At 36.2% G+C, this 19,974-nt stretch carries 23 protein-coding genes, 1 tRNA gene and 1 other annotated feature; of the genes, 4 read left to right on the plus strand and 20 right to left on the minus strand.

The window, feature by feature from the left end; translation table 11 throughout:
• Positions 1 to 23: 23 nt before the first annotated feature.
• Genes P0092_RS13925 through P0092_RS13945 form a run of 5 tightly spaced genes read right to left on the minus strand, consistent with a single transcriptional unit; the run spans position 24 to position 5,671 of the window.
• The gene (locus tag P0092_RS13925) at positions 24 to 611 is read right to left on the minus strand and encodes a lytic transglycosylase domain-containing protein (protein WP_004622061.1); all 588 of its coding nucleotides are present in this window, start codon (positions 609 to 611) and stop codon (positions 24 to 26) included.
• A complete protein-coding gene (gene coaE, locus P0092_RS13930; RefSeq protein WP_040759407.1) occupies positions 608 to 1,219 on the minus strand; it encodes a dephospho-CoA kinase in 612 nt (203 codons plus the stop codon). Before coaE ends, P0092_RS13925 begins: the two co-directional genes overlap by 4 nt.
• Positions 1,206 to 3,896, minus strand: a complete 2,691-nt coding sequence (polA, locus tag P0092_RS13935) for a DNA polymerase I (protein ID WP_004622065.1) — start codon at positions 3,894 to 3,896, stop codon at positions 1,206 to 1,208. The genes coaE and polA overlap by 14 nt, the downstream gene beginning before the upstream one ends.
• Positions 3,897 to 3,911: 15 nt before the next feature.
• Complete coding sequence (locus tag P0092_RS13940) at positions 3,912 to 5,054, minus strand: anti-sigma factor family protein (RefSeq protein WP_004622066.1); 1,143 nt, start codon at positions 5,052 to 5,054, stop codon at positions 3,912 to 3,914.
• Positions 5,055 to 5,074: 20 nt separating this feature from the next.
• Positions 5,075 to 5,671, minus strand: coding sequence for an RNA polymerase sigma factor (locus P0092_RS13945; protein WP_004622068.1), 597 nt, complete (start codon positions 5,669 to 5,671; stop codon positions 5,075 to 5,077).
• A gap of 240 nt (positions 5,672 to 5,911) precedes the next feature.
• Between P0092_RS13945 and P0092_RS13950 the strand changes: the two genes are divergently transcribed.
• Complete coding sequence (locus P0092_RS13950; RefSeq protein ID WP_004622071.1) at positions 5,912 to 6,343, plus strand: response regulator; 432 nt, start codon at positions 5,912 to 5,914, stop codon at positions 6,341 to 6,343.
• On the opposite strand, the gene P0092_RS13955 is transcribed toward P0092_RS13950, so the two are convergent.
• The 3 genes from P0092_RS13955 to P0092_RS13965 all read right to left on the minus strand — a co-directional run bounded on the left by P0092_RS13955 (position 6,298) and on the right by P0092_RS13965 (position 7,411).
• Positions 6,298 to 6,675, minus strand: a complete 378-nt coding sequence (locus tag P0092_RS13955; RefSeq protein WP_004622072.1) for a UDP-N-acetylglucosamine 1-carboxyvinyltransferase — start codon at positions 6,673 to 6,675, stop codon at positions 6,298 to 6,300. The two genes, P0092_RS13950 and P0092_RS13955, sit on opposite strands and share 46 nt — an antisense overlap.
• A gap of 256 nt (positions 6,676 to 6,931) precedes the next feature.
• Complete coding sequence (locus P0092_RS13960; protein ID WP_004622075.1) at positions 6,932 to 7,201, minus strand: spore coat protein; 270 nt, start codon at positions 7,199 to 7,201, stop codon at positions 6,932 to 6,934.
• 12 nt (positions 7,202 to 7,213) lie between these two features.
• The gene (locus tag P0092_RS13965; protein ID WP_004622077.1) at positions 7,214 to 7,411 is read right to left on the minus strand and encodes a hypothetical protein; all 198 of its coding nucleotides are present in this window, start codon (positions 7,409 to 7,411) and stop codon (positions 7,214 to 7,216) included.
• Positions 7,412 to 7,624: 213 nt separating this feature from the next.
• On the opposite strand from P0092_RS13965, the gene P0092_RS13970 reads away from it, so the two are divergent.
• A complete protein-coding gene (locus tag P0092_RS13970) occupies positions 7,625 to 9,004 on the plus strand; it encodes a TrkH family potassium uptake protein (protein WP_004622079.1) in 1,380 nt (459 codons plus the stop codon).
• Between the two features lie 59 nt (positions 9,005 to 9,063).
• On the opposite strand, the gene tyrS is transcribed toward P0092_RS13970, so the two are convergent.
• The 3 genes from tyrS to P0092_RS13985 form a co-directional block, all read right to left on the minus strand.
• The gene (tyrS, locus tag P0092_RS13975) at positions 9,064 to 10,290 is read right to left on the minus strand and encodes a tyrosine--tRNA ligase (RefSeq protein ID WP_004622081.1); all 1,227 of its coding nucleotides are present in this window, start codon (positions 10,288 to 10,290) and stop codon (positions 9,064 to 9,066) included.
• A gap of 57 nt (positions 10,291 to 10,347) precedes the next feature.
• Positions 10,348 to 10,560 (minus strand) — a binding site (T-box leader).
• 54 nt (positions 10,561 to 10,614) lie between these two features.
• Positions 10,615 to 11,271, minus strand: coding sequence for a potassium channel family protein (locus P0092_RS13980; RefSeq protein ID WP_004622082.1), 657 nt, complete (start codon positions 11,269 to 11,271; stop codon positions 10,615 to 10,617).
• A complete protein-coding gene (locus P0092_RS13985; protein ID WP_004622083.1) occupies positions 11,272 to 11,904 on the minus strand; it encodes a potassium channel family protein in 633 nt (210 codons plus the stop codon).
• A 320-nt stretch (positions 11,905 to 12,224) separates the two neighbouring features.
• On the opposite strand from P0092_RS13985, the gene P0092_RS13990 reads away from it, so the two are divergent.
• Both P0092_RS13990 and P0092_RS13995 read left to right on the plus strand, forming a co-directional pair.
• The gene (locus P0092_RS13990; protein ID WP_004622084.1) at positions 12,225 to 12,911 is read left to right on the plus strand and encodes a DUF421 domain-containing protein; all 687 of its coding nucleotides are present in this window, start codon (positions 12,225 to 12,227) and stop codon (positions 12,909 to 12,911) included.
• A gap of 5 nt (positions 12,912 to 12,916) precedes the next feature.
• Positions 12,917 to 13,309, plus strand: coding sequence for a DUF4363 family protein (locus tag P0092_RS13995; RefSeq protein WP_004622085.1), 393 nt, complete (start codon positions 12,917 to 12,919; stop codon positions 13,307 to 13,309).
• 2 nt (positions 13,310 to 13,311) lie between these two features.
• Here P0092_RS13995 and P0092_RS14000 read toward each other — a convergent pair whose 3' ends face one another.
• The 9 genes from P0092_RS14000 to rpsU all read right to left on the minus strand — a co-directional run bounded on the left by P0092_RS14000 (position 13,312) and on the right by rpsU (position 19,810).
• On the minus strand, positions 13,312 to 14,316 hold the full coding sequence (locus P0092_RS14000) for a sodium:calcium antiporter (protein WP_040759421.1): 1,005 nt from the start codon (positions 14,314 to 14,316) through the stop codon (positions 13,312 to 13,314).
• Positions 14,317 to 14,423: 107 nt separating this feature from the next.
• A tRNA-Val gene (locus tag P0092_RS14005) sits at positions 14,424 to 14,500 on the minus strand.
• Positions 14,501 to 14,579: 79 nt separating this feature from the next.
• Entirely contained in the window at positions 14,580 to 15,899 is a 1,320-nt protein-coding gene (locus P0092_RS14010; RefSeq protein ID WP_004622087.1) for an MFS transporter, read from the minus strand.
• Positions 15,900 to 15,979: 80 nt separating this feature from the next.
• Positions 15,980 to 16,759: a hypothetical protein gene (locus P0092_RS14015; RefSeq protein ID WP_004622088.1), complete on the minus strand. Its 780-nt coding sequence runs from the start codon at positions 16,757 to 16,759 to the stop codon at positions 15,980 to 15,982.
• Positions 16,760 to 16,909: 150 nt separating this feature from the next.
• The gene (ymfI, locus tag P0092_RS14020; protein ID WP_004622089.1) at positions 16,910 to 17,650 is read right to left on the minus strand and encodes an elongation factor P 5-aminopentanone reductase; all 741 of its coding nucleotides are present in this window, start codon (positions 17,648 to 17,650) and stop codon (positions 16,910 to 16,912) included.
• A gap of 46 nt (positions 17,651 to 17,696) precedes the next feature.
• The gene (locus P0092_RS14025) at positions 17,697 to 18,539 is read right to left on the minus strand and encodes a DJ-1/PfpI family protein (RefSeq protein ID WP_004622090.1); all 843 of its coding nucleotides are present in this window, start codon (positions 18,537 to 18,539) and stop codon (positions 17,697 to 17,699) included.
• A 33-nt stretch (positions 18,540 to 18,572) separates the two neighbouring features.
• Complete coding sequence (locus tag P0092_RS14030) at positions 18,573 to 19,037, minus strand: CYTH domain-containing protein (RefSeq protein WP_004622091.1); 465 nt, start codon at positions 19,035 to 19,037, stop codon at positions 18,573 to 18,575.
• Between the two features lie 111 nt (positions 19,038 to 19,148).
• Positions 19,149 to 19,592, minus strand: coding sequence for a GatB/YqeY domain-containing protein (locus P0092_RS14035; RefSeq protein ID WP_004622092.1), 444 nt, complete (start codon positions 19,590 to 19,592; stop codon positions 19,149 to 19,151).
• Between the two features lie 41 nt (positions 19,593 to 19,633).
• The gene (rpsU, locus tag P0092_RS14040) at positions 19,634 to 19,810 is read right to left on the minus strand and encodes a 30S ribosomal protein S21 (RefSeq protein WP_004622093.1); all 177 of its coding nucleotides are present in this window, start codon (positions 19,808 to 19,810) and stop codon (positions 19,634 to 19,636) included.
• Positions 19,811 to 19,974: the final 164 nt, after the last annotated feature.

The following is a 19,974-nucleotide window of genomic DNA, read 5'->3' on the forward strand; positions in this document are numbered from 1 at the left end:
TTCCTTACACTATAAAAATATCACTATTTGTCATCAGCGTAAAGCTTTTTATACATTTTATAGTATTTTTGTATTCTTGAAACATAATTATCTGTTTCTTCAAAAGGTATAATGTTAAGGCTCTTTCCATCATGACTTTTTTCAGGGTCCTTCAGCCACTTAGAAACATTTCCGCTGCCTGCGTTGTAAGCAGCCAATGCCAATACGGTATCATTATCAAACTGCTTTAACAAAGTTGCCAGGTACCAGCAGCCAATTTTTATATTGGTTTCGGGTTCAAGTAGCATACTATTTTCAAACTCTTTGATACCAGCCTTTTTGGCAGCCCACTCCCCCGTGCTATCCATTATCTGCATGAGCCCCTTGGCTTCTCTTGGAGAAACAGCCTTAGAATTAAAACTGCTTTCTGCTTTTATAACTGCATAAACCATATAGTTATCCAGCTTATATTGCCTAGCGTACTTCTCAACATACTCGGTATATTCCATAGGATATAAATACTCCAAAACATACCGTGAAGCAAATAGTCCGCCTGCTGCTATTATAACCAGTGTGATTAACACACCTAATAATTTTAAACCGCCTTTTTTCTTTTTCCTCAAAGAAATCACCTTAACAGCTTTTTAAACTGACTTTCCACTTCTTGTCTAAGGGTCGTCACATCATCATCATTATTGATAACTTTATTTGCGATACTTAAATATTCCTCATCGGAAATCTGGGATTTGATTCTTGAAACGGCTTCCTGATAGGTCATACCGTTTCTTTTCATTATTCTTTCAACCCTTATCTCCATTTGCGCAAAAACCGTCCAAACCTCGTCACATAAATCAAGAAAGCCGTTTTTAATAGGAATGGGTGCATCAATAACAATAATCTTTGTCTGTTTTAGCAGCTGTTCTTCCACATTTTGTTGTATTTTTTGGACAACATATTTATGCACAATACTGTTCAAAATCCTGAGTTTGTTTGCATCATTAAACACTCGAGCTGCCAGTTCCTTGCGATTAAGCTGTCCCCAATCATCAAGTATATCCTTACCGAACTCTTGTGTCAACTCATCTAAGGCCATTTTCCCCGGCTCTACGACTTCTCTGCTTATTACATCTGCGTCAATTACAACAGCGCCAAGTTCTTTTAGAATACTGCTTACTGTACTTTTCCCGCTTCCTATTCCACCTGTTACCCCTAAAATAATTGATTCGCTATTTTGTCTCATACCAACTATCCCCATGTTTTACATCCACTGTTAAGGGCACTTTTAATTGTACGGCATTTTCCATGCAATCCTTTAACAATTTTGAAACCTCTTCCAATTCAGATTTTTCCGTTTCCACAATCAATTCATCGTGCACCTGAAGAATAAGTTTTGACTTGAGTTTTCTCTTTTTCAGTTCATTATAAACTTTTACCATTGATATTTTTATTATGTCTGCCGCACTTCCCTGAATAGGCGTATTCATAGCAACACGCTCTCCGAAGGAACGCATATTAAAATTACTGGATTTAAGCTCAGGAAGATATCTTCTTCTGTTATAAAGTGTTGTCACAAACCCAAATTCTTTGCCTTTTTCAACAGTATCACTCATGTACTCCTTTACCTTTGAGTACTTGTCTAGATAGTCATCTATATATTGTCGAGCTTCCTTTTTGGTTACCCCGATATCCTTTGACAGGCTGAAATCACCTATACCGTAAACTATACCAAAATTAACGGCTTTCGCCCTCGACCTCATTAAGGATGAAACCTCCTCAGGAGGTATTCCAAATACCTTTGACGCAGTAGTAGTATGGATGTCCTCGTTTTTTAAAAAGGCTTCTATCATGTTGGAATCATCTGTTATATGCGCAAGTACTCTCAGTTCTATCTGTGAATAGTCGGCATCCAGAAGTACATAATCCTGATTGGTGGGAATAAATACCTTACGTATTTTTCTTCCCATTTCCAGCTTTACAGGTATATTTTGCAAATTAGGCTCTGTACTGCTGATTCTTCCGGTTGCAGTTACTGTCTGGTTAAAGTTTGAATGAATCTTACCATCCTGTTCCAGAACAGACAATAGTCCATCGGCGTATGTTGACTTGAGTTTCATCAGCTGTCTGTATTCAAGGATTCTTTCAACGATTTCATGCTTGTAAGAAAGTTGTTCCAGCACCTCTGCATTCGTTGAATATCCTGTCTTAGTTTTCTTTCCCACAGGCAGTCCAAGTTTTTCAAAAAGAATTACACCCAGCTGTTTTGGAGAATTAATATTAAAGGTCTCTCCTGCCTGCATGTATATTTCATTTTCAAGTATTACAAGTCTTGAATCCATTTCCTTTGAATATGCTTGCAAGCCTTCCACGTCAACTTTGAAGCCCCTTAGCTCCATATCAGCCAGTACCTCTACAAGAGGCAGTTCTATTTCATAATAAAGCTCATCTTGGCCGTTATCCCTGATAATAGGCCTCAGCTTCTGTATCAGCACATATATGGCATTTACCGCAGCAGCACAAACCTCGGATGAACTTATATCCTGTTCCTGTTGAAGTCTTTTGCCGTGCTTGTCATACAAAATCTCAACAGGAGTAATACTTTGTTTGAGTTTATCTTCATACAACTCAGAAATCGTGTAGGTACTTCTGGTAGGTTCAAGTATATATGCTGCTATGAAGGTATCAAATATTACATTTTCAAGCTCTATTCCATGAGATTTAAGATACTTGTATAAGTTTTTCAAATCATGTCCGTATTTTTCAATATCCTTACTCTCAAAAATTTCTCGCAGTTCATTAAGAGCCTCTTGGCAAGTTAATTTTTCAGAGAAAACAATATTTGCGGGAGCATATTCCTCATTGCAGGCAAAAATACACAAATCATCCATATAACTTCCTGTAGGGTCAACGTGATAATACACTGCTACCTTGCCGCTAAGCTTGATTGCACTTATATATGATTGTAAATCACTTATGGAATCAACATCTAAATGTTCAATTTTTAAAGCTTCAGTTGCTTCTACAAAAGGAGTATTTTCCAGACCGAACTTTTCTATGAGAGTCTTAAATTCCAGACGTTTGAAGATACCATATAGAGCTTCCTTATCAGCTTCAGTCCTTGCAAAACTGCTTAGATCCTCCACTCCGGGAACTTTTCTATATATAGTAGCCAGCCTTTTACTCATAAAAGCAAGTTCTTTGTTATTCTCAAGTTTTTCACGAACGCCCTTTTTCTCCACTTTATCTATGTTTTCATACAATTCTTCTAAAGAGTTAAACTTCTGAATAAGATTAAGTGCAGTTTTTTCTCCGACACCTGGCACTCCGGGAATGTTATCCGAAGTATCTCCCATAAGCCCCTTTACATCTATAAGCTGCCCCGGTGTTACACCGTATTTCTCTACTACCTTCTCATAATCGTACTCATCTGTTTCGGTTTTATTACCTCTTGTTACAGGAAGTTTTATTCTTGTATGGCCGGATGCCAACTGTAATGAATCCCTGTCTCCGGTTAATAGTATCGTTTTCAATCCCTGCTTTTCAGCATACGAAGAAACTGTTCCCAGTATATCGTCAGCTTCAAAGCCTTCAACTTCAACCCTTGCAATATTCATAGCATCCAAAACCTGTTTTATGATGGGAACCTGAACGGCCAACTCATTTGGCATTCCCTTTCTTTGGGCCTTGTATTGGTCATACTCCTTATGTCTGAAGGTAGGGGCTTTTAAATCAAACGCTACGCAAACATACTTTGGATTTTCATCCTGAAGATATTTTGAAAGTATATTTATGAAACCAAAAACCGCATTTGTATATAATCCCTCGGATGTTGTAAGCATAGCTGCTCTGCTTAGTCCGTAAAAAGCTCTGTTAAGTATACTGTTACCGTCTACAACTAAAATTTTGTCTTCAGAATTCATTTGTGCCTCCATTAATTATTTATCTGCAAAAGATATTCTTACCGTTATCATACCACTATTCTTTACAATCTCATCCATCTTTTGCGATAAATCGTCTCTTTCTTTTTCAAGAGTTACTGTGTTGTTACCTTTTACTTCCATATCGCTGATTTTTTGGCTCACCACATTCCTCTGTTTTTCAAGTTCTTTATATTTCTCTGTAATATTTTCTTTTGTAACGGGTATCTTTATGCTAATGTCCAGATTATATTTATCATTAGCCAACTGCTGTATTTTAGTAAATGATTCTAAGGGAATGACATAATCACTATAACTACTATTAGCCATAATAGCTATAGTTTTGTCGTCAGCAATCAGTTCTTTGCCTCCCAACTCTGACATTAGCCCCTTTAAAGCCTCGTCTTTATTTTCTTTATCCTTAGTATCCGTATTCAAAATCACTTCAGCCGTATTTGAATAATACTCCATAGGAGCGGCGGCAGTTTTTGTTCTGAATATAGATTCTTTTGAATCTTTTAATTTTTCATCCGCTTCTTGGATACTTTGGCTTGACTTTGATACAACTTTATTTTCACCTTTTTCCTCAAAAACCCTCTTTTTCGGGTAATCTTTTAATGCACCACTGCCTTTGGCAGCTGGCATTTTGTCTGAGGACAAATGGCTTTCATTACTACTCTCTTGGGAATTAGGGTTTTGTACAGCTTCCTCCTTTGAGGCTGCCGCTGAATTCTTTGCAGCATCCTTAACACTATCCTCGGTTGAGGTAAAAGCAGTTGTACCAGACGAGATACTATCATTCTTACGATTTAAATTTGTATGAGGAAGCAGGCTGTATGCCAATAAAGTTAATACCAGTACAGCAGCCGTTGACAACCCCGCAATTAACTTTTTATTATATATAAACAATTTACCTTTATTTTGTTTTTGCTTATCTGCAACTTCTACAAGTCTGTCATGGAGGGAAGATGAAAAATTCTGCGGCAGCATTATATCGTCGCTTTCTCTGCACAATTCCACCAAAGCCAAAGCTTCTTTGACCTTTTGAGAACATTTACCACATTCATTCAGATGATTTTCAAATTCTTCTTTTATTGCCTCTTCCAGCATGTCATCAATATATAAAGATACATAATAATCTGATTCCTTACAAAAATCCATTTCTATTCCCTCCTTTCAACTTATTTGACGTAATCGGTAAATAAATGTTCCTTATCCTTGCATAATAATTCTCTTAATTCATTTCTGGCCCTATTGATTCTTGATTTCACAGTGCCTACGGGAACTTTCATGGTGTCCGATATTTCGTCATAGCTGAGTCCCATAAAATCACGGAGTATTATAACCAATCGGTTTTTTTCATTCATTTTATCCATGGCTTCTTTAATGGCCTGTTTCTGAGCGTTGGTCTCTGCCACTTTTTCAGGCCCCGGATTTTCTGAAACCAAACTGTCTTTTAGCTGTAAATCTTCAAAAGTGTTTTGCTCTATGGAGATTACTTTCTTATTCTTGTGTTTTCTAATAAAGTCCAGACATACATTGGTTGCAATTCTGTAAAGCCACGTTGATATGGCGCAATTTCCCTTAAAGTCTTTTATGTACTTGAAAGCCTTTATAAATGTCTCCTGAGCCTGTTCATATGCATCTTCGGTGTTATTGAGCATCCTGTAGCAGATACTGTAGACTTTTGAATAGTATTCAGTCGTAAGCTCTTCAAATGCCCCTACGTCCCCGTTGCGTGCCTTTTGCAACAAGTTGTTTTCATTTATTTTTTCCATATTTTAGATCCTTACTTTTTTTATAGATCTGAAATGCCATTGTATCCAATAGCCCATAATATTGCAAGCCTTCATATTATTTAATAACAATTATACCATAATAATGTACAACTAAAATGTAACTTTAAATTCATCATTTTGTATAATATTTACAAGCTTTTATTTTGATGAAGGTTTTTTGTATTCTATATCGAATACTGTACTGGAATCAAAATAAATATACATAAGAAGGAGTATTCTATGATTAGTACTATTCTTGTAACTGATGATAATATCCTGGACAATGCAATACTAAGAAATTATCTCTACAAAGAACGTGTTAATATAGTTTCAGTCCTTAATGGACGGGAAGCTCTGGATATGGTAGAAAACAGAAACGTTGACGTAATAATACTTGATTTGGTAATGCCGGTTTTAGACGGGTTTGGTTTTCTTGAGGAATTCTGTAAAACGAATTCTTATAAGGAAATACCGGTAATAATAGCATCCAATATTGAAATGGATGAAATTGAAAAAGTGTTGAATTACGATATTTATGATTTTATTCCAAAACCAATCAATAAGCTTAACAAAATGGTGGTAGTAAATAAAGTTAGAAAAGCTATACAATTCAGAAAAATGATAAGTCAGCTTAAATTACTTGAATCCAAAGTAACACACTCACCCGGATAGCTTATAGTCACTTTTCCCTCTCTTGCCAGTATAGGACCCATAAATATTATTGATGATCTCATTTCTGCCGCAAGAGATTCAGGAACCTCTGTAGAAGATAATGTTGATGAATCTACAGTCACAACGTTATCTTCTACTTTAACTTTGCAACCGATAGTCCTTAAGATTTCAATTATAACTTCCACATCCTTAAACATTGGACAATTCTTGATTACATTCTCGCCACGGTTAAGAATTGTAGCAGCCAATATTGGTAAAACAGCATTTTTTGCACCCTCAATTTCTATTTCACCTTTTAATTTTTTACCTCCCGTGACTATTATTTTGCTCATAATAAAAAACACCTCCGTCATTCCGGGACATTGTTAAAATTTGTAATGTCACTTTTTTTCACTCCTATTTTAAAGTTAATTATAATAAATTTTATCTCGAAATATATGAAGCTTATAATAGCCCTATATAAAAAATTAAAATACAGATATATAAACCCCTATCCCTGCAATATCAGTTTATGCGTATGTGAATAAATTGTTACTCATGTTTATATTACGGTACAAGGCAGGCTGCTGCCTGCCTTGTACCGTAATATTACCCCATCTGGGATTCAATACCCTTAACCTTTTGCTGTGCTTGTGAAATCTCCTGCTGGTTTGCATTCTGAACGGAATACCAGCCTTTTTGGGACATAATGTCAAAAACATGTTTCTGTTCGTCAAAAGTTCTGGTCAATATACTCTTTGCATCGTTTCTAAGAGTCGGATTGGAGCTTTCCAGAATCAAATTTGTTAAAGATGATGCAGCAAGCTTTCTTTCATTTAATATTGATGCCATTATTTCCTTATCAGTTAACTCTGCCATATTCTACACCTCCTATTGTTGACCTGCTGTGTTTATGTGCTTCATCAAAAGCTGTAAACCATTCTTTTCTTCACTGGCTAATTGGTTACAAAGATTCTTTACCTGACTGTCATTTGCCAGCTGTGCACAGCCTTGTAAATACTTTATGTTGTTTTCACACATACTGATATTATCCTGAATCAGCATTAACTCTTTACTTGTAAGTGGCATGTCAATCCTCCCTTTTATTTTGTAAAATTATTCAACTTAAAGAAGTTGAATTCAAATGTTATTTTATACAAATATAAATATCATATTCTTAATTAATAATAATTGTATAAACATAAATAGTTCTGACTAACGATGATATTTGAAATAATAAGCAATATATGGTAGTCTATATAATTAGACATAATATAAAAATAATTAAAGGGTACTAACTAAATGAATAAAGTAAAATTAAAAACTAAGGAACATCGTCTTTTAAACATTGCTCCATCAAAGCTTTTGGTTTTAAGCTTCGCTGTTTTGATACTTACAGGGGCCGTGCTTTTGTCCATGCCGTTTTCCAGCAGGTCGGGAGAATGGACACCTTTTATGAATGCTCTGTTTACCTCTACCTCGGCATCATGTATAACGGGTCTGGTTCTTTACGATACCTATACTTACTGGTCAACTGCCGGTCAAATAATAATACTAACCTTGATTCAAGTAGGAGCATTAGGGATTATTACTCTGGCGACCTTTTTTTCACTGTTATTAAAGAAAAAAGTAGGGTTACGAGGGATGCTTATTGCTCAGGAATCCGTTAATACCTTTAGGTACGATGAAGTTCTTAGACTTGTCAGAAGAATTGTAACTACTACACTTTTGGTTGAAACTATTGGGGCAATATTATTGGCTATTAGTTTTGTGCCAAAGTTCGGTGCCTTTGGCTTTTATATGAGTGTTTTTCACTCTATCTCCGCTTTCTGTAATGCCGGCTTTGACATAACAAGCGGCGCCATTAACGGCGAATTCCTCAGTATTACGCCTTTTAACAACGACCCTATAGTAATATATACTATTTCAGGTTTAGTAATACTTGGAGGGCTTGGATTTACAGTTTGGAGAGATTTGTATGAGTTCAGAAAAAACAAAGCACTCCTTTTTCATACAAAACTGGTGCTTGTAATAACTGCTATACTTTTGGTATTCGGTACATTATTTTTCTTTGCAAACGAATATAGCAATATCAAAACACTTGGACCTATGAGCTTTTTTGAGAAAATTAACGCAGCCTTCTTTCAATCGACAGCCGCCAGAACTGCTGGCTTTAATTCAATTAGCCTTGCAGATATGAAAGAAATATCAAAAGTCTTCACAGTTTTCCTTATGTTTGTAGGTGCTGCTCCCGGCTCAACAGGAGGTGGTATAAAGGTCACTACCTTTGGTGCCGTTATGATTGCTGTTATATCACAAATTAAAGGCTCCGGAGATATAGTTCTCTTTAAGAGAAAACTGCACCAGTATACAGTAAACAAGGCTCTTTCAATAACCGGGCTGAGTGCTATTCTGGTTGTAATAATTACCACTGTCATTGTCACACTCCAAAGCAATTTTCATGTACTGGACATACTCTATGAGACAACTTCTGCTTTTGGTACAGTAGGGTTATCTCTTGGCCCTACACCCTTACTAAATACTGCCAGTAAAGTCCTCATTATTTTAACTATGTTTTTGGGTAGAGTCGGTCCTTTATCCTTTGCTATAGCATTGACCCTTAAGTCCTCTAAAAGAACTTCAGACATTGTTTATCCTGAAGCCAAGATACTTGTAGGATAAAAAAACGTTTGAATAAGTTTATTTGAAACTTATTCAAACGTTTTTTTAATTGGTCTATACTATACAAGCTTTACCTTTACAAAGCTCTTCTTACCCTTCTGAAGCATCATTTCACCGTTAACAAGGTCAGTTGTACCAACTGTGTAATCAAAAGCAGTTATCTTTTCGTCATTCAGGAGTACCCCACCCTGCTGAACAGCTCTCCTTGCCTCACTCTTTGAAGGAGTAAGCCCGGCAATCATCAGCAAATCAATTATTTTTATACCGGCCTCAATATCAGCTGACTTCACTTCAACAAACGGTATGCTGTCTGATTTACCTTTCCCCCCGAATATTGCTTCTGCGGCTTCTTTGGCTTTTTTAGCCTCTTCTTCACCGTGTACGATTTTTGTAACCTCATAAGCCAAAACTGCTTTCGCCTCGTTTATCCCGGCATCTTTCAATGCACCAAGTCTTCTTACCTCATCCATAGGAAGGAAGGTCATAAGTGCAAGACAATTCTCAACATCATTGTCAGCTATATTTCTCCAGTACTGGTAAAATTCGTATGGAGTAGTCTTTTCAGGATCCAACCAAACCGCACCATTCTCAGTTTTACCCATCTTCTTACCTTCACTTGTAGTTAGAAGTTTAAAGGTCATTCCGTAAACATCCCTACCCTCTGACTTTCTTACAAGGTTGATTCCTCCAAGAATATTAGACCACTGATCATCTCCGCCCAACTCCATCTTACAGCCGTATTTATCGTTTAAAACAAGAAAATCGTAACTTTGCATAAGCATGTAGTTAAATTCAAGGAAGGTCAAGCCCTTTTCCATTCTTGACTTAAAACATTCAGCAGTAAGCATTCTGTTTACAGAAAAATGTACTCCCACTTCTCTAAGGAACTGAACATAATTTAAATCCATAAGCCAATCGCCATTGTCAACCATAATTGCCTTGTTATCAGAAAAATCAATAAACTTGGATATCTGAGTTTTGAAACTGTCAGCATTGTGTTTAACAATTTCTCTGGTCATCATTTTTCTCATATCATTCTTACCCGTAGGGTCTCCAACCATAGCTGTACCCCCACCTATAAGAACTATAGGTACATGTCCGGCCTGCTGCATATGAGCCATAACCATCAACTGTAAAAAGTGTCCGATGTGCAGACTGTCTGCTGTTGGATCAAAGCCTATATAGAAAGTGACCTTTTCTTCACTTAAAAGCTTTTTTACTTCTTCCTCATGGGTAATCTGTGCAATAAATCCTCTTTCCTTTAATACATCAAAAACACTGCTCACTTTATCCACTCCTTATTTTTCTTATTAAAAATATATAAATAAAAGCCCTTTGTCCTGTATAAGGACGAAGAGCTTCGTGGTACCACCTTAATTCACACTTATGATATAACAATTATCAAAAATGTCTTATTGATGCTGTAACGGGCAAACCCGGCAGTAGCAGCTCATAATCTGTAATTCACTTACCTGCGCACTCCAGTCTTTTCACCCACCAGACTGTTCTCTATAAGTACGTTGCAGACAGTTACTGTAATTAATCATAGCTGTTTTCATATTCTTTTTACAATTCTAACATATGAAATCAATAATATGCAATAAAAATTATTATCCCAGGAAAAAGTCCTTTAATTCCTGTTGATCCTCTATGGATGACGCAGCCAGTATATGATCTCCCTCCATTAAGAGGGTATCACCGTTTGGTATTATTACATTCTCTTCTCTTATAACTGAAATTAGAACACATTCCCTTGGAATATTTATTTCCTTGAGTCTTTTGTTTTTTACCGGGGAAGTGGAAGAGAGCAATATCTCACTTAGAGAAATTTTGCCGTTTTTCAGTTTCATAAGAGTTTTCATTCCCGAATAGTCAACTTCCTGTTCAATTAAGTCAGCAATTATTGAAGTACTGCTGACAGCAATATCTACACCGAGCTTTTCAAAAACAGTAATGTTTTTTGGGTTATTTACTCTCGCTATGGTACGCTTGATTCCAAAATTTCTTTTTGCAAGCTGACATGCAATGAGGTTTTCTTCATCCTTTCCCGTAACTGCAATAAATATATCCGCCTTCTCTACATTGCATTCAGTCAAATGCTCAATATTAGTTCCGTCTCCGTTTACTACACAAACATTTAACTGATTTGCAATCTTTTCACAAAGCTCATTCTGCTTTTCAATAACTGATATTTTATGTTTATACGGCAATAGGGTTTTTATCAGATAAAATCCAACTTTTCCTCCACCGGCAATTACTATATACATTTAGTTTGTCTCCTTATAATTCTTATGAGTAGTATCTGCTACAACCAATATGTCACCTTTAACTAATCGGCCTGCGGCATTAGCCAGTAAAAATTCTCCCGAGCGCATAACACCAAATATCATACTCTGTTTAAGCTTAACCTGCTCAATCCTTTTGCCTATATAACCATCCGCTAATTTTACATGCTTGAATAATACAGAGGTATTCCCGATATTATGAGTACTGACATCAGCATTTGATTCCAGCATAGCCCTCATTACATTTACAGTAATATCCGTGGGACAAATAGTTTCCAGACCAAATTGATGGAATACATGTTCACGTGCAGGATTATAAATTCTGGCAATAACCTTAGGTACCTTGAATATTTCTTTTGCAACCTGACAAACCATGATGTTTACATTATCGTCTTCCGTTACTGCCACCAAAACATCAGCATTTTCTATGCCTGCCATTTTTAAAACATCCTGATCAATAGGCACTCCTGTCAAAGTCACTCCGTCAAAGTCAGGCGGAAGATTCTTGAAAGATTTTGGATCATTTGAAACAATTACAATTTCATTTCCTTCCTCAGAAAGAACTTGTGCAAACTTTGCTCCAACCTTCCCACATCCTATTATAACTACCTGCATGATTTCCTCCTATAAAAATCCAGATAAAAATAATGAGCATCATAGGTATGGTGTTTCTATGCCATACATAATGCCCCATAGTAAAGAATACCAAACAATTATATCATTATTTAATTATTTTATTAATCCGCAAAAAATGATTAAATATAAAAAAAATAACTTCACCAAACCAAATAGAGCTAAATTTTGCGGATTATCATTTATTATCTTAATATTACTTCAAATTTAAAACATTTTTTACTAATAAAAATAATGTATTTTTTTTAAGCTAATAAAAATAATAAGTTTATAATAAAACACATATGAAAAGAGGTATTTAATTGCTTGTTGTTTTTATAAGAACCCTGATACTTTATATCATCGTAATCATTGCAATGAGGATTATGGGAAAAAGGCAAATTGGACAGCTGCAGCCTTTTGAGCTGGCCGTTGCAATCATGATTTCAGAGCTTGCCTCAGTACCAATGCAAAACACAGGTATACCTCTGGTTAATGGAATTATACCCATACTTACCATGTTGGCTGCACAAATACTGATATCCTTCATATCACTTAAAAGTACAAAAGCCAGAACCATTATCTGCGGACGTCCAAGTATTCTTATTTCAGGTGGCAAAATAATGGAACAGGTTTTCAGGCAAGAACTGTATACCCTAAACGACCTGTTAGAGCAACTGAGAAATAAGGATATATATAATATTGCAGACGTGGAATATGCAATACTGGAAACCAACGGTCAGATTAGTGTCATACCCAAAGCCGGAAAATCAAAACCAACCTGTGAAGACCTCAATATTACAGGTAAATATGAAGCACCATCCGTTGAAATAATTATTGACGGAGACCTTATAGAAAAAAATCTTAAATTTTCCAAATTCAGCAAAGCCAAGTTGGAAAATGAATTAAAAAAGCTTAATATAAAAAGTACTAAAGATGTTTTTTATGCATGCGTTGGTTCAGATGGTCAGTTGTTCTGTCAGGAAAAAGAAAAAACTAAAAGGAGCTAATTGATATGTCAAACAACACAAAAACAGTAACTGTGGTTGTAAGTTTAGTTTTGGTTATAATCATTTCAGGAGTTCTGACTCTATTTTATCTGAATCGCTCCTGCGAAAAACTCCAAAAAGCTGTGGACTCTGCGGGTTTATTAATACAAGCTAAACAATGGGACTCAGCAGAAAAACTTCTGGATGCTTTTGCAACTGATTGGGATAGAACAAAGCCCGGTTGGGCTATCCTTTTAGACCATTTTGAGATTGATAATATTGATAATTCATATATAAAAACCAGAAAATATGTTGAGTGCAAGGACTATCCCTCTGCTTTGGCAGAGTTGGAAGCTTTGAAAGCATACATTAAGCATATTCCTAAAAAAGAGAGTTTTTCTCTGGAGAATATTATGTAGAATTATTTAAATCCCCTGAGTATCAAAAATACAATAAACAAGGCATAAAATATCCCTCCGGTGAGAAGTGGCAAGGGTGTTAAACTCCTTTTAACTTTTATCCATATATATGTAACAAGAGTTGAAGCCAGTGCCAGCAGAGAGCTTACTAAGGTTATTATATCAAGCTTCCAGTCTGTTGTGATTATGCCTATAGAAACCGGTATACAGCTTTGGAAGACCATTGCCCCGGAAATGTTTCCAAGGGAAAGTGTATCCTTGTTTTTGCTTATCCAAATAACACTGTTAAATTTTTCCGGAAGTTCTGTTGCAACAGGTGTAATTATAATTGACAGGGCAAGTGTTGAAATGCCTAGTGTCCCTGATATAACTTCAATATTCCCAACAAACATTTCAGCACCTAGAATTATTGAGAAAAGAGCAAGAGCAATCTGAGCCACAATAACCGGGATATTTTCATTTAATTTGAAAGTCTTTGAAAATATGAGCTCGTCAATTTCTCCATTGCTCGCCTTGTCACTGTTGACAGTTTTAAATACGTAATAGACATACGCTGCTATCAGAAAAATTGCAGTTATATTCTTTACAAAGCCTACTGAGAAAAATGACACGGAAATAGCAGATGTATAAACAATTACAAAAAATGAAATGTCTCTCCCAAGGATATCCAAATTGGTACTTAAGTTCATTCCTGTCTGTCGTCTGCCTGAAAATATTATTACACTTAAACCTGTAATAAAGAATGCAAGAGTCGCTAACATGAAAGGAGCGCCAACAATAGCGCCGATTCCTATATCCACAGAGTCCTTCTGATTTGAAAAAAGCAAAGCAATTACAGGAATCAGTGTTTCAGGCAGACAGGTTCCTACAGCAGAAAAGATACTCCCCACAACCCCGTCTCCAAGCCCTAGTTTTTTACCCAACCACTCAATTCCATTTGTAAACAACTCGCATCCTGTTAGAATTATTCCAAGACTAAGTAGTAAAATCAGTATGTTATCCAGCATAGTTCTCTCTCTTCTCATTTTTTTAGGGACAATGTCCTTCAATAATTCATATGCCGGATAGACAAGATTTAACACAAAAAAAACTGCTTGTATATACCAAGCAGTTCTGGTGACGAATACTGGGCTCGAACCAGTGACCCCTACCATGTCAAGGTAGTACTCTGACCAACTGAGCTAATCCGTCATTTGTACTACTATTATCCATATATTTTTATCTACTGTCAAGTACCTGTAACATTATTTTTAAAATACATATAAAACTATTATCCATTCTCTTTTTTTACGCCACCGGTCTTGAATTTATAGGTAAAAAATACTGCACACAAAATTATAAATATACCTGATAATCCGAATAGTATCAGCATGTTGTTGAGTACCGTTATGCCTATATCAAGTTTTATATTACTCAAGGCTCCGACGAGAAACGCACCCAATAATGCGCTTACAAATCCTGCCAATCCTGATGCTGCAGCATTAAATCCTACGAATATTGTACGCCCTTCCTGTGGTGCATGCTTGAACTGAATGTTAAACAAGGACATGTTAACACCTGACCATCCGGCTCCAGCTACTATCTGAATAAACGGTATAATTAAATAGCAGATTTCTTTGGTCACAAAAGCCCAAGTCAGGTGGCACAAGCCTAACATACCTATGGAAGCAACAGTAGTGACCTCCCAGCTGAATTTATCAGCCAGTTTCCCCCAAAACTTAGCTGTAGAAGCCTGTACTACGGATAGCAAAATATTCGCAAACATTATAAAGGTATAAGACAGTTTCAGGCCTGTTACCATGTAAACAGAAAAGAAAGGCAGTGCAATCTGCGCTGCAAAGCTCCATGCTGTATTTAATAAGATAACCGAGCGGAACTGCTTATTTTTCAGAGGCAGCGTAAAAAGACTCTTAATATTTACGTTCTGTCTGATAGGCACTATTTCAGGTTCTTTAATCTTTCTAAGTACATAAATATTCATTACAACTATAACCAATACAATTGAAAAAACAAGAATAAATCCCATAGATTCTTTGCCGGATAATTTGAATATATCAAGAATTCTACCCATGGATAGTGACAGAACAGCAGCCGATGAAATTATGAAGGTATCCCTTAGACCGAAATACCTGCCTCTGTATCGCTCCGGAACCAGACTGATAATCCAACTTCCCCCTGCCGGATTAGAAAAGCTGAAAATCAGATATGAGGTAAAATACATACCTCCCAGTAAAAGCAGTCTGGCAGACGTATTCTGTGTTATAAGGGGAATAATTATCATCAATCCGAGTAATGACCTATAAAAAAAGCAGGTAGTAACAATCAAGCTCTTTCTGCTGGTAAGTTTCTCCAAAAATATTGGACTGAACATCTGTAGAATATTTGCCAACAGGGGCATAGCCGCAATAAGACCTATAATCTGATCTGATGCCCCTAAAAATTTTGCATACCCAGCCAAAAACGCACCTGCCGTGAGGGTATAGACACCGTTGGAAAGGCAGCCCTCAAGTATAAAACGTCTACGGCTCAGCTCATAATTGTCATCTGAAACATCACCATAAAGCCTCGGTCTTTTTAATTTGAAAACCATGGAAAATAATCCCCCATCAAAGAACATTAGTATGAATTATGCTATAAATATTGAGTGTAAATATAAGTGTGACAGTTCTATTACCTATGGGTTACTTCTACCTTATATTCCAAATCCATATAAATTTTAATAATAAAGCGTTGCAGAATCATGCTGGATATTGTTGTCAAAAAAGCACCAATAAGCACACCTGCCATAGAGTTTTCAACTAAAAGAAATATCGGTAACTTAAATATTGCAAAATAAGCTACAAGAACGCCTGCAATCTGAGCTTTCTTGCCCTTTGTAGTCTCACTGCTGGCAGTCATTGCATCCGCCACCGTCAATTTGAGATCCAAAACATAGCAATAACCAAAAACAAACATTACGTAAGCTATTATACCGGGAATAACAAAAAACATTGAGCCAAACATTACAATAAGTCCAAAAATGACATTGTAAGCTATAATCCGGCCCATGTGCTTAAAAGCACCTGAAAAGCTTGCCCTAAATCCGCTTTCTTTACCTCTTTGTTCCGATAAATAAGAATACATATAAACCGACAGGAACAAATTTGAAACCAGCTTGGCCAAAAGAGATATTCCAAGTGCCACTAAAAAAGCATACAAAATATGTATGGACGGTTGATATATATCTGCGGACGATTTTGAAGAGAGCGATGTTAAATTATTATAAATCTTCTCAATTTCCTCTATAGGGAACATTTGGGTATATTTGTATAATGCATATTTACCTAACAATTGGCAAAAAAGGACAAGCACAAATATGAACCGTGCCAGCCCTTCTTTTTTTAATTTGTGAAACTTAATACTCTCCGGAAGATATTCAAAAAAAGTTTTGACTCCTGAAGAATTTCCCATTTATTATCCTCCAAGCCGCCAAGGCAGCATAAAATTTTTATATGTAATAAATTTGTGTCAATCACTAACAAAACAGACACTAGCTAGTATATACTTAGCATTGTATAAATTCAAGAGTAATTTGTAATAATAAATTTCTTTAACATTTAGTTAAATTAAGAACCCGCCGTTTGGGCTTATTACCTGCCCAGTTATAAACTTGGCGTTATCTGATGTCAGGAAGTAAACTGTTTCTGCAATATCATTACCTGTTCCAATTATGCCCAATGGTGTTTGTTCCTTCAGCTCGTCCAAGGTTTGGTCATCAAGTTCTGAGTTCATATCTGTATCAATTACACCGGGTGCAACACAGTTAACCTGTATATTAGACGGGCCTACTTCCTTTGCCAATGCACGTGTCAAGCCTATAATCGCCGCTTTTGAAGCAGAATAATGCACCTCGCATGACGCACCTGTCAATCCCCAAATAGAGGATATATTAACTATTTTCCCCCATTTATTCCTTATCATTTGCGGAAGTACGGCTTTACAGCAGTGAAACATCCCTTTGACATTAATATCAAACATTCTGTCCCATTCTTCTGTTGTAATGTCAGTAAATAAGCTTTGCCCCGCTATTCCGGCATTATTGACCAGTATATCTATATTACCTAAGTGTGAATTAACACTTTCTATCATGTAGAGAACCTGTTCCTGACTGCTCACATCCGCTTTTACAGTCATTACTCTGCACTGCAGTGAAGCTAACTCTCTTTCCAGGCTTTCAGCTGCTGTCCTGTTAACATTATAGTTTATAGCAACGTTAAATCCGTTTTGGGCAAACTTCTTAGCTATGGCATAGCCTATTCCTCTTGAAGCACCTGTTACAAGAACAGTTTTTTGTGTATTCATTAGTTAAATTGCCTCAATTCATTTATTTTTTTACACTGTAACAAATCTATTTGCCGGTAATCATATCATAAAAAGCTTCCTTATCATCAGCCTCTTTAAACATACCGAAATAATCGGCTATTTCAATAGCAAAATCAACAAAGGATATTCCTTTTGAAGTTATTACATTTTTATCCCTTACTACTCTGGTGTCGATAAAGTTTTCCCTTGGAAAAGGATCATCCTCGTTATTAAATGCTTCTCTTCTGGCTTGTGTCCATTCAACTATTGAAGTAGTATATTTCACATCATCTAATATGCCCGCCTTTGCAAGATATCTGGGGCCTGCACAAATAGCTGCAACGAGTTTTCCACTTGTATAAAAAGCTTTTATCAAATCAAGGATTTCTGTCTTTACAACAGGATTCCAGCCTCCGGGAATCAAAAAACCTTCATAATCATCTGCTTTTGCTTTGGCAACTGTGATTATCGGTGTAAATAGCAAACCACCTTTACTCTTAATAGTATTTTTTTCATATGCACACGGAACTATCTCTTTTGATAATTCATGTCCCAACAGGTGTGTAGCATATGTTATTTCAAAATCCGCCATATCGTTATACATAAATACCAATATTTTTCCCATATTTATTCCTCCTGATTTTGTTAGTTCTTCAAGCTTGTACAGATATTCCAAAGCAAACTGCCGGGATTCTCCGCACATTTCCTTTGAAGGCTTTAGGCTTGAACATACTTTAGGCCTTTCCGGCAGTCCAAAAAGCCTACAGCTATTGTCACTATTCAACTGGACGCATCTTACTCCCGCAGGCTTACCTTTTGGCATACCCGGTATAGACGATGATATTGATGGAGCAATACAGCAGGCCCCGCAATATTTTCTGCATTCCATTTGTAATCTCTTTTCATAAAAACATTAACCTGCTTACCAGGCGTTATAGGGATTATTGACAAGGTTTGAGTTATAATATCTGACATCTGAAGTTATTTCTTCTCCAAGCCAGTCCGGTTTATCAAAACAATCCGTCTCATTATTTAGTTCAATTTCAGCTACTACAAGACCCTCATTAGCTCCAAGGAATTCATCTACAACCCATTCATTACCCTTATATACCATAAAATACCTTACCTTTTCTATTATAGGCTGTACACACAAATTATCAAGCATATTGTCAGCATCCTCAGTTGGAATGCCATACTCGTATTCTAATCTGCTGCAATAATTTGTCTTCCCTTTTACGGTAATAAACCCCTTGTCGTTATATCTTCTTACCCTCACAGTTCTTCCGGCAGACGTACTTAAGTACCCCTGTCTGAATAAAACCGGCTTTGCACAAGTCTTGTATTCATCACTTTTTACAAGAAACTTTTTTTCAATTTCAATTGACATATAAGCTACTTCTCCTTTTGGCTACAAATAATTATAATAAGCAGGCTCAAGTTTTTCAATAGATTTTATAAGCATACGCAAGAAAGAGTCCGGTATATACCGGACTCTTTCTTATTCTAATAACTTTTTTACAATTTGGTTAACTAATTTACCGTCAGCCTTGCCTCTGGTCTTAGGCATTACTGCCTGCATTACCTTTCCGATTTCCTTAGCCGATGTAGCTCCGGTAGAAGAAATAGCTTCTTTTACAATTTCCTCTATCTCACCTTCACTCAACTGCTGTGGTAAATATTTTTTCAAAACTTCAATTTCTGCTTTAAGATTATCTATAAGATCCTGTCTGTTGCTTCTTTCAAAGTCAGGCAAAGTATCCGTTCTTTTTTTAACTTCTTTAGCAATAATCTCAACTATACCATCATCGTCAAGGGTAACCCTAGTGTCCTTTTCAACCTGAAGCACTGCTGATCTAGCCATCTGAACAGCTGTCTTTGAGACATTATCGCCATCCTTCATGGCTTTTTTCAAGTCTTGAACAAGCAATTCTTTTAGTGACATAATAAATATCTCCTATAGTCTTACTATTGTCACAAGATAAATTATTTAAATTTTCTTTTTCTTGCTGCTTCAGATTTCTTTTTTCTCTTTACGCTAGGCTTCTCATAATGTTCTCTCTTTCTAACCTCAGCCAAAACACCTGATTTAGCACAAGATCTCTTAAACCTTTTGAGAGCACTATCCAAAGACTCATTCTCTTTAACTCTTACTTCAGACACACACTTCCCTCCCTCCGATGGTAACAATTGTGCCGGGAAATAAGCCGTAGTACCTTATCACATACTGTAGGGAATTAAGCTAAATACAGCACACACTATATTATATATTAATTTTCAAAAATGTGTCAATATATATTTCATAAAAGATACAAATAATAACGACT

The sequence above is a fragment of the Ruminiclostridium papyrosolvens DSM 2782 genome (genome assembly GCF_029318685.1).
In the GTDB taxonomy this organism is placed as follows: domain Bacteria; phylum Bacillota; class Clostridia; order Acetivibrionales; family DSM-1351; genus Ruminiclostridium; species Ruminiclostridium papyrosolvens.

Excerpts from the sequence above, each read along its gene's own strand:
- P0092_RS13960 (WP_004622075.1), bottom strand. The coding sequence starts at position 7,201 with ATGGCAGAGTTAACTGATAAGGAAATAATGGCATCAATATTAAATGAA.
- P0092_RS14015 (WP_004622088.1), bottom strand. The coding sequence starts at position 16,759 with ATGGGAAATTCTTCAGGAGTCAAAACTTTTTTTGAATATCTTCCGGAG.
- P0092_RS14035 (WP_004622092.1), bottom strand. The coding sequence starts at position 19,592 with ATGTCACTAAAAGAATTGCTTGTTCAAGACTTGAAAAAAGCCATGAAG.
- P0092_RS13985 (WP_004622083.1), bottom strand. The coding sequence starts at position 11,904 with ATGCAGGTAGTTATAATAGGATGTGGGAAGGTTGGAGCAAAGTTTGCA.
- P0092_RS13980 (WP_004622082.1), bottom strand. The coding sequence starts at position 11,271 with ATGTATATAGTAATTGCCGGTGGAGGAAAAGTTGGATTTTATCTGATA.
- P0092_RS13955 (WP_004622072.1), bottom strand. The coding sequence starts at position 6,675 with ATGAGCAAAATAATAGTCACGGGAGGTAAAAAATTAAAAGGTGAAATA.
- P0092_RS14010 (WP_004622087.1), bottom strand. The coding sequence starts at position 15,899 with ATGGTTTTCAAATTAAAAAGACCGAGGCTTTATGGTGATGTTTCAGAT.
- P0092_RS13945 (WP_004622068.1), bottom strand. The coding sequence starts at position 5,671 with ATGGAAAAAATAAATGAAAACAACTTGTTGCAAAAGGCACGCAACGGG.
- polA (WP_004622065.1), bottom strand. The coding sequence starts at position 3,896 with ATGAATTCTGAAGACAAAATTTTAGTTGTAGACGGTAACAGTATACTT.
- P0092_RS13940 (WP_004622066.1), bottom strand. The coding sequence starts at position 5,054 with ATGGATTTTTGTAAGGAATCAGATTATTATGTATCTTTATATATTGAT.
- P0092_RS14025 (WP_004622090.1), bottom strand. The coding sequence starts at position 18,539 with ATGGAATGCAGAAAATATTGCGGGGCCTGCTGTATTGCTCCATCAATA.
- P0092_RS13995 (WP_004622085.1), top strand. The coding sequence starts at position 12,917 with ATGTCAAACAACACAAAAACAGTAACTGTGGTTGTAAGTTTAGTTTTG.
- ymfI (WP_004622089.1), bottom strand. The coding sequence starts at position 17,650 with ATGAATACACAAAAAACTGTTCTTGTAACAGGTGCTTCAAGAGGAATA.
- P0092_RS13970 (WP_004622079.1), top strand. The coding sequence starts at position 7,625 with ATGAATAAAGTAAAATTAAAAACTAAGGAACATCGTCTTTTAAACATT.
- coaE (WP_040759407.1), bottom strand. The coding sequence starts at position 1,219 with ATGAGACAAAATAGCGAATCAATTATTTTAGGGGTAACAGGTGGAATA.
- P0092_RS13950 (WP_004622071.1), top strand. The coding sequence starts at position 5,912 with ATGATTAGTACTATTCTTGTAACTGATGATAATATCCTGGACAATGCA.
- P0092_RS14030 (WP_004622091.1), bottom strand. The coding sequence starts at position 19,037 with ATGTCAATTGAAATTGAAAAAAAGTTTCTTGTAAAAAGTGATGAATAC.
- P0092_RS13965 (WP_004622077.1), bottom strand. The coding sequence starts at position 7,411 with ATGCCACTTACAAGTAAAGAGTTAATGCTGATTCAGGATAATATCAGT.
- P0092_RS14000 (WP_040759421.1), bottom strand. The coding sequence starts at position 14,316 with ATGCTGGATAACATACTGATTTTACTACTTAGTCTTGGAATAATTCTA.